At 46.4% G+C, this 17,158-nt stretch carries 17 protein-coding genes; 4 read left to right on the forward strand and 13 right to left on the reverse strand.

The genetic code is table 11. The features are described from left to right. Nucleotides 1–12 precede the first annotated feature (12 nt). Nucleotides 13–1,179, reverse strand: a complete 1,167-nt coding sequence (locus J5O05_RS09630; RefSeq protein ID WP_208841883.1) for an efflux RND transporter periplasmic adaptor subunit — start codon at nt 1,177–1,179, stop codon at nt 13–15. Nucleotides 1,180–1,411: 232 nt separating this feature from the next. On the opposite strand from J5O05_RS09630, the gene J5O05_RS09635 reads away from it, so the two are divergent. Next, entirely contained in the window at nt 1,412–2,602 is a 1,191-nt protein-coding gene (locus tag J5O05_RS09635; RefSeq protein ID WP_208841884.1) for a tetratricopeptide repeat protein, read from the forward strand. A 202-nt stretch (nt 2,603–2,804) separates the two neighbouring features. Beyond that, entirely contained in the window at nt 2,805–4,520 is a 1,716-nt protein-coding gene (locus tag J5O05_RS09640) for a pre-peptidase C-terminal domain-containing protein (RefSeq protein WP_208841885.1), read from the forward strand. An 84-nt stretch (nt 4,521–4,604) separates the two neighbouring features. On the opposite strand, the gene J5O05_RS09645 is transcribed toward J5O05_RS09640, so the two are convergent. After that, nucleotides 4,605–5,456: a D-hexose-6-phosphate mutarotase gene (locus tag J5O05_RS09645; protein ID WP_208841886.1), complete on the reverse strand. Its 852-nt coding sequence runs from the start codon at nt 5,454–5,456 to the stop codon at nt 4,605–4,607. Between the two features lie 285 nt (nt 5,457–5,741). Here J5O05_RS09645 and J5O05_RS09650 point away from each other — a divergent pair, with 285 nt between their 5' ends. Beyond that, entirely contained in the window at nt 5,742–6,149 is a 408-nt protein-coding gene (locus J5O05_RS09650) for a YbaN family protein (protein WP_208841887.1), read from the forward strand. Here J5O05_RS09650 and J5O05_RS22845 read toward each other — a convergent pair. Genes J5O05_RS22845 through J5O05_RS09665 form a run of 3 tightly spaced genes read right to left on the reverse strand, consistent with a single transcriptional unit; the run spans nt 6,119 to nt 8,304 of the window. After that, nucleotides 6,119–6,478 (reverse strand): phosphatase PAP2 family protein, encoded by a 360-nt coding sequence (locus J5O05_RS22845; protein ID WP_208841888.1) that lies wholly within the window; start codon nt 6,476–6,478, stop codon nt 6,119–6,121. The genes J5O05_RS09650 and J5O05_RS22845 overlap by 31 nt on opposite strands. Beyond that, a complete protein-coding gene (locus J5O05_RS09660) occupies nt 6,450–6,839 on the reverse strand; it encodes a hypothetical protein (RefSeq protein WP_208841889.1) in 390 nt (129 codons plus the stop codon). The genes J5O05_RS22845 and J5O05_RS09660 overlap by 29 nt, the downstream gene beginning before the upstream one ends. Continuing rightward, nucleotides 6,826–8,304, reverse strand: coding sequence for an ArnT family glycosyltransferase (locus J5O05_RS09665; RefSeq protein WP_208841890.1), 1,479 nt, complete (start codon nt 8,302–8,304; stop codon nt 6,826–6,828). Before J5O05_RS09665 ends, J5O05_RS09660 begins: the two co-directional genes overlap by 14 nt. Nucleotides 8,305–8,580: 276 nt before the next feature. On the opposite strand from J5O05_RS09665, the gene katG reads away from it, so the two are divergent. Further along, complete coding sequence (katG, locus tag J5O05_RS09670) at nt 8,581–10,788, forward strand: catalase/peroxidase HPI (protein WP_208841891.1); 2,208 nt, start codon at nt 8,581–8,583, stop codon at nt 10,786–10,788. A gap of 77 nt (nt 10,789–10,865) precedes the next feature. On the opposite strand, the gene J5O05_RS09675 is transcribed toward katG, so the two are convergent. The 8 genes from J5O05_RS09675 to J5O05_RS09700 form a co-directional block, all read right to left on the reverse strand. Next, nucleotides 10,866–11,918 carry a fatty acid desaturase family protein gene (locus J5O05_RS09675; protein ID WP_208841892.1) on the reverse strand — a complete coding sequence of 351 codons (1,053 nt, stop codon included), beginning with the start codon at nt 11,916–11,918 and terminating at the stop codon, nt 10,866–10,868. Next, nucleotides 11,915–12,952 (reverse strand): flavin reductase family protein, encoded by a 1,038-nt coding sequence (locus J5O05_RS09680; RefSeq protein WP_208841893.1) that lies wholly within the window; start codon nt 12,950–12,952, stop codon nt 11,915–11,917. Before J5O05_RS09680 ends, J5O05_RS09675 begins: the two co-directional genes overlap by 4 nt. Nucleotides 12,953–13,231: 279 nt before the next feature. After that, on the reverse strand, nt 13,232–13,933 hold the full coding sequence (gene deoD, locus J5O05_RS09685) for a purine-nucleoside phosphorylase (protein ID WP_208841894.1): 702 nt from the start codon (nt 13,931–13,933) through the stop codon (nt 13,232–13,234). A gap of 1 nt (nt 13,934) precedes the next feature. After that, nucleotides 13,935–14,711, reverse strand: coding sequence for a deoxyribose-phosphate aldolase (deoC, locus tag J5O05_RS09690; RefSeq protein ID WP_208841895.1), 777 nt, complete (start codon nt 14,709–14,711; stop codon nt 13,935–13,937). A gap of 275 nt (nt 14,712–14,986) precedes the next feature. After that, nucleotides 14,987–15,916 carry a magnesium transporter gene (locus J5O05_RS09695; RefSeq protein WP_244369531.1) on the reverse strand — a complete coding sequence of 310 codons (930 nt, stop codon included), beginning with the start codon at nt 15,914–15,916 and terminating at the stop codon, nt 14,987–14,989. Beyond that, nucleotides 15,882–16,055: a hypothetical protein gene (locus tag J5O05_RS21835; RefSeq protein WP_244369533.1), complete on the reverse strand. Its 174-nt coding sequence runs from the start codon at nt 16,053–16,055 to the stop codon at nt 15,882–15,884. The genes J5O05_RS09695 and J5O05_RS21835 overlap by 35 nt, the downstream gene beginning before the upstream one ends. Beyond that, complete coding sequence (locus J5O05_RS21840; RefSeq protein WP_244369535.1) at nt 16,045–16,323, reverse strand: hypothetical protein; 279 nt, start codon at nt 16,321–16,323, stop codon at nt 16,045–16,047. The genes J5O05_RS21835 and J5O05_RS21840 overlap by 11 nt, the downstream gene beginning before the upstream one ends. Then, nucleotides 16,320–17,147, reverse strand: a complete 828-nt coding sequence (locus J5O05_RS09700) for a magnesium transporter MgtE N-terminal domain-containing protein (protein ID WP_208841896.1) — start codon at nt 17,145–17,147, stop codon at nt 16,320–16,322. The genes J5O05_RS21840 and J5O05_RS09700 overlap by 4 nt, the downstream gene beginning before the upstream one ends. Between the last annotated feature and the right edge of the window lie 11 nt (nt 17,148–17,158).

Below are 17,158 nucleotides of genomic sequence, written 5' to 3' on the forward strand. Positions count from 1 at the left end.
CACTCCTTGGCTTTACAGCTTTTCCGCAGGCGTCGCGTTGTTCGATTCATCTTTTGAACCCGCAACTCGCACTGCCAACCCTTTCGTCGGGTACTCCGGCAATGTCATGACGATTTTATCGCTGCTTTCTAACCCTTCACCGACTAGGAAATAACCACCTTCCTCACGAATAACTCGAACTTTACGTGGCTCTAATTTACCTTCGTCATTCATGACCCAGACGGTTTGGTTGTTAACCAAATCTTGAGGGAGCTTGAAAATTTGTTTCAGGGTCGCGCCTTTGAATGCCACGTTAACAAATGAACCAAATTTCATTGCTGGTTGGTTCGTTTTAAACCCGTACGGATCGTCCACTCGGACAACGAGGTGACTCATACGTGTTGCGGTATCTACCACGCCTAAGTCGCGCGCAATTTTCGCTTCGCGAGTAAAACCGTTGATGCCTTTGTTTGACACTTCCGCAGGCAATCCTTCGATACGATTTGGTAAAAAGACACTATCAAAACCGGCAACTGGAATTTCAATTTCGCCTGTCTCAATATTGTTCAGCACGGCAAGTGGGTTGCCCGGCGTAACAAATTGACCTAAACCAACTTCTCTTTTTACGACAATCGCATCAAATGGTGCTGTAATGTCACAATTTGCAAGATCACGACGTGCGCGCTGCAAACCAGCTTTCGCAGACTTAACTGCGGCTTCCGCACTCATCACCTGAGGCTTGCGCAAAAATAAATCCGTGTGCTTTTTGTCTGGGAAACGACGCGCTTCATCCTTTGCCACTTCTGCTTTCGCACGTTCTTCAATTAACGCGGCTTCTGCACGCGCCAATTCAGCTTCCGCTTGCAACACTGCGGCTTCGTAGTTGTCTTTCTCGATTTGCATCAAGACATCACCTTTGGCCACCAAGCCACCAGCAACAAAATTTTCGTGCCAGTACGTCACTTTGCCTGATACTTGAGCCGCCAAACTTGTTCGTTCTAACGGTTTAAGTTCACCATAGCTTTGGATAACGACTTGATAGTCGCTTGGCTCCATCGTTTCAACTTGTACGACAGGTCGCGTATCAACTTGCTTCTGCTCTTCGTCTTTCTTCGCAACGGCCGCCACACCCATCGATGCTGCAGCTCCGACAACAATGAGGGCAAATGGCAGTGTCCATCTCATCACGCTCTTTTTCATGATCAGTCCTTCTCTAATTCTACTGGTCACATTGTAACAATATAAATATCAACAGAAAGGTGACATTTGTAAGTTTCTGTAACTTTTTTACGGAATTTTATACAAAATAACTCTCTGCTTTTTGCTTTAAATTTATTCATTAAAATGCTCGTTTTTGAATTAGGGAATTTGACGCTTGATTTCCAACCATTTTTCCCGATAAATTGCATTAACGACAAATAATCAGATAGTTATGAAAATGGTCTGGAAAATTTTAGGGTTGTGCGGTTTACTTTTAGTGGCGGGTTGCACAACAACGTCCAAGCACAGCCGTTCACTTGAAACAAATTCTCCAACACCATTGAATATTGCAGAAAAGATCAATCATGCTTTGTTTAATAAAGTTGCAATCCCTTCAGGATCTGAACTCTTTTCCTTACCAGACGAAGAACGCACAAAGTTTATTGCTTTTCAAGCGCGCGCCCGACGACTTGGGGTGCGAGAAGACAAGATTATTTTTAATTATTTAGAAGCCAAACTAGACGAGTTTACCTACGATGGACAAACTCTAACGGCCCAAGAAAGTTTGCAAGAAAACCATGGTAACTGCATTTCGCTTGCCATTCTCACTGAGTCTTATGCACAGCTCGCAAATGTCCAAACTAGCTTTACTGAAGTCTCTAGTATTCCGATTTACCAAGTACAAAATGGCACAGTTTTAGTCGCGAACCACTTTAAAACAAAATTACTTGCTCCCGAGGAAACGCCTAAAGAAAAAGGATGGATTTCTTTTTCCAAAGCGGGCACCGTTGTCGACTATTTTCCTGAATTCGATTCCGTATTTATTGGTAATGCCACACGCACTGATTTAATCACGAAGTTTTACGCCAACCGCAGCGTTGATGCGCTGCTTGGCGAAGAATACGATCTCAGTTATTCCTATTTATTAGAAGCGCTGGCGCTTTCACCAAATGATGCTGAACTGCTAAACCTTTCCGCACTACTCCACAAAAGAAGAGGCGATTTAGTTACTGCCAATACGCTATTTGAATTCGGCTTTGAACAAAATGTTAAGAGCTACAACCTACTCAGCAACTACATCACACTACTTGATCCTTTCGAGGATGCAGCACGAATTGCCTTAGTGGAATCAGAATTTGAACAAGCCAGTACGACACCTATCGACTGGCTATTATTGGCGCAAGATTATGTGAGAAAAGATCAACTTAACGCGGCTGAACGGCTACTTTCAAAAGTCATTGACGCCGTGCCTTATTTACCTGAACCCTACATAGAACAAGCCAAAATCCACTATCTGAGAGGCAACCTTACACGAGCACGTGAACTACTCGCCACAGCAAGCAAAAAAACTTCTCAAAAACATAAACTTGCTATAATCCAAGCGAAACAAACCGCCCTGTTACGCCTGAATGTTAAGGAATAAGAAAAGTAAAATATATGTAAATATATTATTAACACAAACTTTACACCTCCCCGTTGTACCACTATGGTTTGGTTGGATACATAACCAACAAAAAGGTACAACATGAAACATTTCACACCGTTATTGAGTCTTCTGGCGAGTCTCAGTTGCCTTGGCTGCAAACGCTTCCGAAACAAACGTTCAACCTCTGACCGAAGCACATATGCTGAAGTACACACAGCAAGCGCAAAAGCTGTCTATCGGCAAAAAAGAAGTCGTCCATCGCAAACTCAACCAAGGTCATAAGCAACTGAATAGCGCAATGGCTTCGCCTATTACCCAGACGATTTCACATCCTGGTGCCAGCTACATTAAATTGCACTTTACCGATTTAGATTTGACGCAAGGTGGCAAACTCGTTGTTGCTTCTGCTGATGGCTCAGAGAGTTACGAATATACAGTCGAAAACGCAAGTACCGCGTCATTCGATTTGCGCCTTGGTGATACAGAAAACAAACAATTCTCGACGATGTCGGTCTCAAGTGACACCGCTGTCGTTACATTTTATCCAGGTGTAGACCAAACGTCCCACTTTGGTGAAATCGACTTTTACTACCACGGAAATGAAGGTACTGTCGGCGATGACTCTCTCATCAACGAAGATATGAGCACTTTTTCAACGTGCGGCTCAATGGAACGCCAAGATGTGCAATGTTGGGCACAAAGCCACCCTGTTGAATTTGAACGCTCGCGCCCAGTCGCTCGCCTATTAATCGCTGGCAGCAGCTTGTGTACAGCATGGCGTGTTGGCCCTGATAACCGCATGTTTACCAACAACCACTGTATCGAAAGCGCGCAAGAGTTGACGGCAACCGAAGTGTGGTTCAACTATCAATACACGCAATGTAACGGCACAACGAAAGAAACCGTGGTGAAAGTGACGGGTAAAGATTTACTCAAAACCGACTACACCCTCGACTATACCCTCTTTACCGTTAATGACTTTGTGAAAACCGCACCCTTTGGCTACTTCGGGTTAGATGTACGTGACCCAGCTCAAAATGAACGTATCTATATTCCTCAGCACGGTTCTGGCAACCCGAAAGAACTTTCCATTGAGTCGGATAAAGATTCAAATGGTCTTTGCTCGGTCAATGAACCAACCGCAAACGGCCGTGGCACAGGCACTGACATCGGTTATTACTGTGACACCATCGGCGGTTCTTCTGGTAGTCCTGTGCTTTCGGGCGACACCAATAAAGTCGTCGCTTTACACCATTTAGGCGGCTGTACCAACAAAGGTGCGAAAATAAAACAAATTTGGCCACAAGTGGCGAGCCACTTTAATAACCAAGTTCCAGAAGGGGATAACTCAACGGGCACGCCCCCACCGGTAGCACGCTTTACCTACAATTGTACTGCGTTAACTTGTCAATTTGACGGTAGTGGCTCAACGGGTAATGTTCAATCACATCAATGGCAATTTGGTGATGGTCAGACTGCCATGGGTGCGCTGCAAAGCCACAGCTACACAACTGATGCCGTCTATGATGTAACTCTGACGGTTGTTGATGATAAGGGCAAAACGTCCGTCAACACGCAGACCGTAACCGTAGGTCAGGTGTCGGATGAAGCTCGACTTGATAAAGGTTTGCCAAAAACTGGACTAGAAGGTTCTCGTGGTAGCGAATTACGTTATTACATCGATGTCCCAGCCGGCGCAAACAGTGTTTCAGTGACGACAAAGGGTGGCACAGGTGATGCGGACTTGTACGTGCAATTTGGTGCAGAACCGACCACAACTATTTACGACTGTCGTCCGTATAAATCAGGTAATTCAGAATCGTGTTCGTTGACGAAGGGTGCTGGCCGCTACTTCGTCATGATACGTGGATACACCGCGTTTTCAGGCCTTGAGCTGGTTGCAGATTATCAATAAGCCGAGCTAAAACGTTCATAAAATGAAAATCCGCTTGGCGTGTACACCAAGCGGATTTTTGTGTTTTTTAACAATGAACGACGATTATTGCCAAGACAAAATCGTTGAGAGTGTGTGGCTTTCATTGGGTTGAAGCGTCACAGCGTCTTCCATCACATTAGCCGCCTCGAGACACAACATCGTCAGGTATTCGTCATCGCGGAAATTACTTAGGCGCTTTGCTTTTTCTATCCACGGATTCCAAAGTACACAGGACGTAGAGTGTTCACGCGCAACCATCATCGTGCCCAGAGGGGTATGAATTTTTTGAACTGTCGGAGCTTGGGTGTAGACCATGTCCGTTTCACGTGCAAAACCCACCACGTCATTTTGCGCAAAAGGGCCTTCGCCAAATTCAATATATTGCGCACCTTGCAAACCTTCTACCGTCGTTTTTTGAATGTCTGACGTAGGAAAGTAGGTGTGTAGTGCTTGTGTGAGCGTAAATGGTGTGTCACCTAAGTTCGTGTTTGTGAGATCAACTCGTAATGAGTGACCAAGTACAAAGGTTACGACTAATGACGATTTATGAGACCAAAACGTTGTGTCTACGGTGTCCATTGGCAACGCCAAGCGGATATGAATATCGCCGTTAATTTCTTCCACATTTTCAAGCGACCAAAGTAACTTACGTGCAACACCATGAATTGGCCAATCGGCCTTTTCATGGACACCAAACCAAGGCCAGCAAATAGGTATGCCGCCACGCACGGGTTTACCCATTTGATAATCTTCATCACTGGACACCCAAATTAAAGGCGCTTGTCCTTTTGGGGTAAATTCAGTCAGTTGCGCACCTTGCAAAAAAATAGTGGCGTCACAACGCGCGCTGTTTACTTTCAAATAAGATAGGCCGGATGCCATTTCATGTTGTGTAACCGTTGTTGGTAACTGCATAATTTGTCCTCAACGCGTTTTCCTTAGAGCAATTATGCAATGCGCGCAGAATTGTTCAAATAGGAAAAGTGACTTTATGAAGGAGTTTCACGTACCGCCAGATTTAACCGCCAATACGCGTTCTTTTTTGTACTTAACTATGCCGCTTTTAAAGATATTTTCAATCTACGTTCGACAGACCGAACAGGCCCCAGACTGCTTATTTATGCTTAGCAATGAACGTTTTTAGCAATTTTCCAACCCTGTGATAAGCTAGATCTTAGGTCCTACTCACTTTATTTGCCTATGAAATTTTTATTTACTAAACGTTTTTGGCTTCATATTGCAGGCATTGCTTTTGTCGGACTGGGGTTTCTCGGGATGGCACTTCCTGTGATGCCCACAACCGTATTTTTCATTTTTGCCTTAGTCTGTTTCACTCGTTCGTCACCCGAATTCGCCCAGCGCTTATTGGATCACCCTAAATACGGTCCATCTCTACGGTTATGGCAAGATCACCGTGTTATTCCCATGAAAGGTAAGTGCATGGCGGGTACAGGCATGCTGCTTGGGTTTGTGATTTTATGCTTTTCGAGCGCGCCTCTTTGGGTCATTTTCATGGTGGGTGGCATTGAATTAGCGGTGCTCTACTACATTTGTACGCGCCCTTCTAAAGTGCCTTCTCACTGTGTCCTTAAAAGACCAGTCGGTTGAAAAGTAGGTACACCCAACGAGTATCCATTCCCTTTAACCAACCAGAGAAACGGCCAATAACACGCCCAAAAGCTAAACACGACATCCGATAAAAAATGACCACCCTGTATTATGCGTACCAACCCGACGGTGGCACCGAGCAAGACACCTAGCTGCCACCAGCGGCGGCGGCCAAACACCCAGCCAAATAGCATAAAATAAAATCCAATGGCGGCATGTCCGCTGACAAAAGAACAATTGCGACGACATTCGCCAGAGTAAGCAAATGCTGAGGTAAAATGTTTCTCACCCGAAAATTGTTCAATTTGATGGGGTCGAGTCTCGGCCAAGTGAGTTGTCTTTTATGATGGTGTTAACCAAAATACCGGGAACAAATACCAGTGCAATAGTCATTATTTTCAGTTGCTTAAGCCGGCAATTGCGTAGCTCATTCTTTTTATCAGCCCAAAAATAACGGACAAATACGCCAGCAAAGCCAAGGAGTAAAACATAATGGATCTTGGCAAATGTCCAATAGATCATTTGCACCACACCATTGTTCGCAAGAAAAAAGTGACCATCACGGAAAAACCAGCTCGACACAACAATATCCAGTGTGGGAAATTGCACAAACACCACAATACAGAGCAAACAGCCGATCACGTCAGCTCGCAGTAACCAAGCAAACTTACTCGAATTAGCACCCATCATAACCATTGAACCCTGATACTTGATATAAATACAATTTCCGAGTGAGCGTGGGATAAACATCAACGCTCACAGGCTCTAGCGCTTGCACCTGTTGAAAACAACCGTGCAATGCTTTTGGTGTTTCACTTAAGAACAGATAATGCTCGTTGTATCGTGCGGTCAGAGGGTAATTCAGTTGGTAGTGATCCTTGATGATCCCAGACGGATTAAAACTACGCACTTGAATTCCCGAACCTTGGGTAAAATCACTGCGATAAAAATGGACATACGACAATAACGCTCGCGAATCACTCAGGTAGATCATGTCTTGAGGTTGCTCAGGTATCGCCAACACCAACTCTCGCCACCCGCTCACCCGTTGATAGGGCGTATTTTTTTTGGTGGGTTCAATATCTAACGCGCTTTGAATTTGAGGGTAACTATAGAACAGCCCAATAAGCAGCACATTGACGAGCATGGCCGCCTTGAGCACGGCGAATTTACCACGCTCCACCAACCAATAAGCGGCAAGTAAACTCCCTCCAACATACGTCGGTGCCGCCCAATTTGCGTTCGCGTGAGAAAGCAGCGCTTGTACCATCATCGCAAGTAGCATCGGAAAGGTGACGCACATCAGCAGCAACGTCGTTGCGGAGAGTTTTTGTCGCCACACCCACACCGTTAAAACCCAGAACGCAACGGGGCCAAACGCAAAAACTTGGCCAGCGGTAAATTCTAACCATCGCAATGGATGCAATAACGATTGGTTGAGCTTTGAAATCTCAGCGGTGTGTTGGAAACTAATAAAATCGTGGGCTGCGTTCCACAGTAGATTAGGTAAAAATAGGACAAACGCAATGAGAACAGCCAAGAGCAAACCTAACGTGTTTTCGCTCTTACGCTCAGCCTTGTCTAGTCCGATATAGGCAAACAACCCAATCATCAAAACGCACATCGTGTATTTCGACAACATGCCTAGACCCAACGTGACACCCAGACTCACCCAATAGATCCATTTTCTCGTTTTTAACGCTTCAACAAAACTCCACACAGCAACGCTCCAAAAAAACAGTAATGGTGCATCCGTGGTAACAAATAGGCTATTAAAGCCAATTAAAGGGGCTGTAAAAAAGAGGATTGCGGCACAGTCTGCAACGTCTGTGCGTTGCCAAAGGCGCATTGCAATCTGCCGAATCACCAGCGCCGTGCAAAAATACAAGAGGGCGGAACTCAATCTAACGGCCCATTCTGCATGGCCGAATATGGACGTCGTTGCGGCAATAAGCCATGCAATCATTGGGGGCTTAGAGTAATACCCAAAATCAAGTTGAGTCGACCAGAAATGATAGTACGCTTCGTCGTAAAACAACGCTAAGTTGTGAAAGTACTCGACCATAATATGCGCGAGAAGCAGAACCAAAAGCATTGGCACTGTGTAATTTGCACTTATATTTATCCCTGATTTTTCTAGCGCAGCACCTTCCACCTAATCCTCCAAAGGCGTTTAACGTCGTCATAAATGTCTAAGGCATTCGTGCAGTCTGAAAAAGTAGTGTGACAAATTGATGATGAATTTTGGAAGCGCCGATGACATATAACATTCAAAAAATGAATAGATGATTTATATTTGATTTGTTTTTTAGATTAATACAATCTAGTTAAGTCGTTATCCTTCTCACAAATCCTGCCCTATAGTGTAGGCTATAAATTGCGCAATTCGACACATTGCTCACTGTCACCAATAAACGGTAAGGATTTAACGATGGATAAACACAATACAAATTCGAGTGGAAAATGTCCCTTTATGCACGGCGGCAACACGCGTCTAGGCGGGTCGGGTACCAAAAATGTCGATTGGTGGCCAAATCAACTGAATCTTCGCATTCTTCATCAAAATGACACGAAGGCAAACCCACTAGGCGAGACATTCAACTACGCAGAAGCGTTTAATTCTCTTGATTATGCGGCGGTAAAACAAGACTTAGCCAACGTCATGACTGATTCAAAATCTTGGTGGCCTGCTGATTATGGTCACTATGGTCCGTTCATGATCCGCATGGCGTGGCATACTGCAGGGACCTATCGAACAGGCGATGGTCGAGGTGGTGCATCGACAGGTAATCAACGCTTCGCGCCTCTTAATAGCTGGCCAGATAACGCGAATTTAGACAAAGCTCGTCGTTTACTGTGGCCTGTAAAACAAAAATATGGCAATCGATTATCATGGGCTGATTTGTTTATTCTTGCCGGAAACGTAGCCCTTGAAACTATGGGCTTAAAGACATTCGGGTTTGGTGGTGGTCGAGAAGACATTTGGGAACCAGAAGAGGACGTTTATTGGGGTGCAGAATCCACATGGCTTGATAACGAGCGTTACAGCGGTGAACGTGACTTAGATAATCCTCTCGCTGCGGTACAAATGGGTCTCATCTATGTAAACCCTGAAGGGCCTGATGGCAACCCAGATCCGCTCGCCTCGGCGAAAGACATTCGTGAAACCTTTGCCCGTATGGCGATGAACGACGAAGAAACCGTTGCCTTGACGGCTGGCGGCCATACGTTTGGTAAATGCCACGGTGCAGGCGATGCTGCGCTCGTTGGGCCAGAACCAGAAGCTGCGCCGTTGGAAGAAATGGGCTTTGGCTGGACAAGCAAGCACGGAAAAGGGCATGGCAGAGACACGATCACCAGTGGCATTGAAGGGTCTTGGACACCGAATCCAACCCAATGGGACAATGGTTACTTTGAGGTGCTATTTGGCTACGAATGGAAACTCGCAAAGAGCCCTGCAGGCGCACAACAATGGGTTCCTATCGATCTGAAACCAGAACATCACGCACCAGACGTTGAAGACGCGTCCAAACGCGTTGGGATCATGATGACGACAGCCGATATGGCCATGCGTGAGGACCCTATTTATCGCGAAATTTCTTTACGGTTCTTGAACAACCCAGATCAATTCGCCGATGCCTTTGCGCGCGCGTGGTTTAAACTGACTCACCGCGACATGGGACCAAAAGTACGTTACTTAGGCCCTGAAGTACCCGCTGAGGAGCTGATTTGGCAAGATCCAGTACCTGCTCGAGACTTCGATTTAATCGATGCACACGACATTAAGGCGCTGAAGCAAGCCATACTCAACACCGGTATTGCACCTCACGCCTTGATCTACACTGCTTGGTCGTCCGCTTCAACCTTCCGAGGTTCAGACAGTCGAGGCGGTGCAAACGGCGCTCGTGTTCGACTTGCACCACAAAATACGTGGGAAGTGAATCAGCCAAACCAACTAGCTCAAGTGTTGGCGGCGCTCGAAAAAGTACAAACGCAATTTAACCAAGCCCAAGTAAGCAACAAACGCGTGTCTCTTGCGGATCTGATTGTACTCGCTGGCGCGGCGGCGATTGAACAAGCAGCCCAGTTAGGTGGTATTAATCTCGAAGTCCCGTTTACAGCAGGCCGCACCGATGCAACGGCTGAGCAAACGGACGCAGAATCGTTTTCGGTTCTTGAACCCATCGCGGATGGATTCCGTAACTATCAAAAACAACAGTACACGTTCTCTGCCGAAGAATTGCTGTTAGATAAAGCACAACTGTTAGGACTTACAGCTCCCGAAATGACCGTACTTGTAGGTGGTTTACGCGCACTCAACGCCAATTATAACGCGGAGAGTTTAGGGGTACTAACTCCACGTCCTGGCGTTTTGAGTAATGACTTCTTTGTGAATTTATTAGACATGGATACGAAATGGTTTGCCAAAGATGACGCGCAACAAACTTTTGATGGTCGCTGCATTCACTCGGGCAAAATCAAATGGACGGCTTCTCGCGTCGACCTCGTGTTTGGCTCAAACTCACAGTTGCGCGCATTGAGTGAAGTGTATGGCGCAAGCGACGCAAACGAACGTTTTGCTCATGACTTCGTGCGAGCTTGGAACAAAGTAATGAACGCCGATCGTTTCGACGTTTAGACTTATGGGATCAACATCTACCCACTCTCCTAATGGGTAACCTACAAAGGGCACACAGTGCCCTTTTCTTATCTTCGTTATGGTAATGAGTAACGCAAAATACGTTTTAATACCGACCCGTACTGACGCCAAAAAGGGCCTGTATTGTAGGGGACATCATATTTTGCAAACACGGCTTGCACTTGAGGTGCAACTTCTTGATACCGTGACGAAGGCATGTCTGGGAACAGATGGTGCTCGATTTGGCAACTGAGGTGTCCTGTTAACACGTGAAACCAATGCTTACCTTGCAAGTTCGATGACCCCAATGCCTGTCGAAAATACCATTGACCCTGTGATTCATTTACGCAATCCGCTTCTTTGAAGGTTTGCACAGCCTCAGTAAAATGACCGCAAAAGATGATGGTTGAAGTCCACAAGTTGCGCAGTAAATTCGCCACCAAATTCCCGCCTAATACCCAAAGCCATGCAGGTCCTGCTAATAGGGGAAAGAGCACATAATCTTTGACTAACTGTCTTGCTCCTTTGCTGAAAAAACGTCGCTTAAGCTCTTCATGCGACACTTTGCCATCGCGATTGGCTTTTTTCTTCCCCATAAAAACACGCTCAGCGGCCAGTTCGTGATAGGACACCCCCCATTGAAACAACACGCTCAATAAAAGGTAAGTCACAAACTGCCACAGGTTCTTCACGCGCCAACGAAAATCGTTCGATAAGCGCAGTAAGCCATAACCGAAATCTCGGTCTTTACCTATGATGTTGGTGTAGGTGTGATGCTCAAAATTATGTACGCGATTCCAGCTTTGCCCGTCACACGCAATGTCCCATTCGTAGGTTTTCGAATTAAGCTGTTTGTCGTTCATCCAATCGTATTGCCCATGCATTACGTTATGACCGATTTCCATGTTGTCGATAATTTTAGCCAGAGCAAGCAAAATAACGCCTATCGCCCACAACCAAGGCGTCCAAAAACCTGCGACTAAAAGTAAGCGCCCGCTCCATTCGAAATAACGTTGACGACGCACGACTCGACGAATGTAGTCCGCATCCGTTTGACCTACTTTCGCTAACGTCGAGGCCTTGATGTCATCAAGATCTTTGGCAAAAGCCATTAAGTTCTGTTCGTTCATAACGTAATCTCCACATCCGTCACTGCTTGCACAACACACAATTGAATTAACGATTCACCGGCATCCGATAACTCACCGGTACGCATGTCTCGAACTAAACCTTGCTTCTTAACACACTGACATTGATGACAAATTCCCATACCACAACCTCGTCTTACCGAGACACGTTGTTGTTCTAATTGATCAAGCAACGAGCGTTGATTATCCACGGCATACTGATGATGAGCGACTTTCACCGCGTGTTCGGTGCGCTCAGCCAGATTGATCTGCGTTGCCAAACCAAATGGTTCATCGAAGTACGACAGGTTTGCTGCGCGACTCTGCGTTGCAACCTGTTCCATTAAAGCTTGTGGGCCACAACAATAAACGACTGGGGCATCGAGATCGTTGAGGTAGTGCGTCAGTGGTTCAAAATCAGTACGCCCGATCGGAAAATAGGAAAAATGCGCATAGCGCGCAGCCAGCGTATTGAGTTCTTTCTCTGCCAAATGTTCGCCTGCACGAGCAATATAAATAAGTTTGACGGGATGACACGTTTCCCCCAAATGTTGTGACAACATGGCTAAAAATGGCGTGATCCCCGAGCCACCAGCAACCATAAGCGTCGCCCCCATCTTCCTTTGTGGAAACAGAAACGTCCCTTGAGGTGCAGAAATGTTGCACCAACTTTCACTGGCTAAATACGTGGTTAAGTGAGGCGTGAAACGGCCTAACTCATGTGTTCTGATAATCAATCGAACTAACCCAGATGCACGATATTGCTCGGGAGAACTGGCAATGGTAAACACTCGAGTTCGCAGTTGACCATTCATTTCAACGGTTAACTCAAGGTGTTGACCTGCTTTATGAATAGGCCAAGTCGACTCTGGTGCTAACCAAAGTTCAAGGTATTTTTCATTTATTGGTTCAATGCAGGCGACTTCTGCACGGTAAAATCCTGCACGCCACGCAGGCTTAAACCGTTGCATAATAGGCTCTAAATACCCAGCCAGCTGTTGGTGGTGCAAAAACCACTTCGTCATTGTATCAATCATAACATGTGCCTTATTTCAGCGTACACTTGTAAGCTCATTCAGCGCACAAGTGTACGCCAAAATTTCAAAATGGCAACGACGATTAGAGTAAAAACTCTTCAATTTATCCGAGCAATGACCAACGCTGCGGAAAAACACGATGCAACGCGATGAAAATGTATGGTTCAGGTTGGCAAAATAATGTGAAAAACAGCGTATGAAAAATACCCGAAGGGTACTGAATTAAAGAAAGAAAAGGCTTCAAAAAGAAGCCTTTAAATTGCTCGACCGCATTGAAACTTAGGCGCTTTCAAGCGCTAACTCTATCATTTGTTTGAAGGATTTTTGACGAGCTTCCGCACTCGCGTGCAGATCTTGCGTAATATGATCGGACACCGTTAACAGTGTGAGTGCTTTGGCACCATAGAAACTTGCTACGCCATACAACCCCGCCGCCTCCATTTCAATACCCAATACACCCATGCGTTTTATGACGTCAAACATGTCGGGTTCAGGCGTATAAAACAGATCTGACGAAAACACATTCCCAACGCGGATTGGAATCGCGTGTTGTTGTGCCGTTGTCACCACCTGATTCAATAAAGAAAAGTCGGCTAACGCCGCAAAATCATGTCCAGCAAAACGCATTCGATTGGTTTTAGAGTCCGTAGAAGCCCCCATCGCAATGACAATGTCTCCCAAGGCGATGTCGTCCTGTACCGTGCCACAACTGCCTACGCGAATAAGTTGCTTAACCCCAAAATGCGTCACCAACTCCGTGGCGTACAGTGCGCAACTTGGGATCCCCATCCCAGTCCCCATCACAGAGACTCGTTTACCTTTGTAATACCCTGTAAAACCGAGCATGTTGCGTACGGCATTCACTTGCGTCACATCGGTTAAATAGGTTTCAGCTATAAACTTGGCACGTAATGGATCGCCTGGCAGTAATACCGTATCAGCAAACGCACCTACCTCAGCTTGAATGTGTGGCGTTGCCATTTTAGTACCCCGCTTGTGTGGTGGCGCTCTGTTGAGCCGCACCAAGCACTTGCAGTACGTCGTGCAATAGCCCTGACGCACCAAAACGGAAGGTGGCAGGCGATACCCAATCTGCTCCCATGATGTGCAGAGCGAGTTCAATGTATTTGCGGGCTTCGGCCACCGTTCTCACACCACCCGCGGCTTTAAAACCGACCGGTTTACCGCTGACGTGAATTGCCTTCAACATAATTTCAGCCGCGTCCAAGGTCGCATTGATTGACACTTTTCCCGTACTGGTTTTAATGAAATCTGCACCTGCGCGAATCGAAATTTCACTGGCTTTTTGGATGGCTTCAGGGGTTTGCAACTCACCCGATTCGATGATCACTTTCAATAGAGCATGCTCACCGCACGCTTGCTTGCAAGCAGACACTAGTTCAAAGCCAATTTGCTCATCGCCACTTAAAAGCGCACGGTAGGGAAAGACCACATCTACTTCGTCCGCACCGGCTTTTACCGCGTCTGCAGTCTCACGAACCGCACTGTCGACATCCGGATTGCCATGTGGGAAATTGGTGACCGTCGCAACAAGTACCCTGTTATCTAGGGTTTGCTTTGCGAGTTGAACAAATTGCGGATACACACATACCGCAGCGACATGCCCTGCTTTTTGGTTAGTTTGCGCGCACAATTGCGAAATTTGATCGTTTGTATCGTTCTCATTTAACGACGTTAAATCCATGCAACGTAACGCAATCAGCGCCGCATCATGATCTGATAAAGTGTTTAAGGCCATGCTTTTCTCCATACCATGAAAAGAATGATCCCAGAACAACGAAAGGGAGCAGGCAAACTTGCCTCGATAATACTCATCCCACTCATCGGTTCTAAGAACATGAGTGGACTTGGTTCCTTGAAGACTTACCGTGGTAATTCAAATCCGTTTAAACCAACCGCATTGTAAACCGACCATTTAGAAAATAGCCACCAAAATGCACTTAAACTCACGCTTTGTTGCGCTAGCGCAAAGTAACTAAACACCAAAAAACACGTTGCGCTCGTTACGGCATATTATCCTTTTGGTAGAAAGTCAGATAGCAATAAAGCAATACCAAGAAACGACATAAATCCGGCAATATCTGTGATGGTAGTCAACACTATCGACGACGATTGCGCAGGATCTAAACCAAACTTTTTGAGCGCAATCGGCACAATCGCTCCTGAACTGCCAGCGATGACTAACGACGAAACCATGGCCAGCGCAATCACTGCTGCAAGGCCCAGAGATTGACTCCACAAATACACGCCAAGTCCACACGTGACTGCGATGGCTGCACCATTCATCAAGCCCACAAACATTTCTTTGATCATCACTTGATACCACTGTCTTGTGGAAATCTCACGCAACGTTAAACCGCGCATCGTTACCGCAAGTGCTTGCGCACCCGCATTGCCCGATTGACCCGCTGCAACGGGCAACAAAATAGCCAGCGCCGTGACCTGTGCAATCAACCCTTCAAACGCGCCGACTACGGCCGCCGCCGCAAAGGCGGTGAGCAAGTTAATTTGCAGCCAAGGTAAACGTTTTTTTACCGCAAACCAGCTACTCGACAAAGCTTTCTCATCTTTACTCGCCCCCACCATTGTCTGCATGTCACTCGCGAGTTCTTCTTTGGTGGATTGGTACACATCGAAAAAGCGAACTTGCCCAACCAATTGCATATGCGCATCGAACACAGGGAGCGTTCTGCAACGTAAACCTTCAAATAGCTCAATAACACTGTCTTTATGATCCATGACGTTCAACCGTGCTTTCACTGGGCTGGCAAGATTAACGAGTGTTTGCGTCGACACACTGGCAACCAATATGTTCAGCGTGATCTCGCCAACAACTTCTCGAGCGCTGTTGAGCACGTAGATCACATCCGCCACTGGCCGACTTTGGTTTTTGAGCTGAGAAAGCGCATCACGCACGGTCAAATCGCCATAAAATGCCTGCACATGGCAACTCATCATTCGCGCGACCGGTATTCTCAGGGTATTCCAGCAAGTCACTTAATTCTTGGCTGATGTCTGCGTGGGTTTCGCGTAATTGTTCTAACAAAGCAGACTGGCGTTGTGGCTCAAATTTATGCAACAAACCAATGGCGATGTGGCTTTCGAGTCTCGGCAATAAAGGTTACTTGAAATGCCAAGGAAAATGCTTGAAAGAGTGCTTCAGACACATTCGGGGTTAAATACTTCCACACGCGCAATACCACGTGCATGGGCTGACTTTCCAATAATGTTGCCGCTTCTTTAGGCAGTAACGATGCCAAATGCTGCGCGCTTTTTAGTGGATAATGACTTAAGAAGGTTTCGCTGAGTTGTTCCGCAACCGAGTCAAGTTTAGCAATCGAAAGCGTCATGATTTGGCTCCTTGTCCTGTTGAAGGCATGACTAACTCAAACAAGCTCGCGATTGAACGTGTATAGGCATCTACTAAATCGGGCGTATCAAACGTTTGTTCATTATCTCGTTGAAAACGAGTGAGCGCGGCTCGTAAGCGATGATGTTGAAGTACGCCGATAAACTCGCCAGTCCGATTCACAACGGCAACACAGTCCGTTTGCTTCCACAGTGGCGATTGCAGTGCCGCTGCCAATTCGGTCACACCGCTTAGGGCTTCGTTTTGCATGCGCATGGTCGCCGCAATCGATTCATGGGGTGATAACCTAAGTACATCATACAACGAAACATGACCGACCAACTTGCGCTCCGCATTCAACACAAACAAACGTTCACTGCCTTGGTAACGGCGTTTTCTAAGTCGCAGGAATACCTCTTCAACACTCATTTTTTCATCTAAAACCAACGTCGAAGCGTCAATCCAAGCGCCAACCGTGTATTCAGGGTAACTCACCAGCAATTTGCACAAGGTTTGTTTTTTGAGCGATAAAAGCGCCAGTTTTTGCGCAAAACAAGGTTCGTCTAAATGCCGAAAAATGGCGGCAATGTCTGTGGTATTTAACGCATCGAGCCAACGCGTTGCCTCAACATCGTCGATGTGCATAAACAACTCCGCGGCAAAACTGGGGTGCGTTACCTTCAGCACTTTAATCGCGGCATCCAATGGTAGGGTTTTGAGGAGCTCAACCGCGACTTCAGGCGATTGTAGTTCCAACCGCCGCGCCGCCCCCGCTGGTTCTTCTTGCAAAAAATGCTGTGCAAGTTTCAATGACAATGAAGACATAGCCGCTTCCT

Source organism: Pseudoalteromonas xiamenensis (assembly GCF_017638925.1).
Classification (GTDB): Bacteria; Pseudomonadota; Gammaproteobacteria; order Enterobacterales; family Alteromonadaceae; genus Pseudoalteromonas; species Pseudoalteromonas xiamenensis.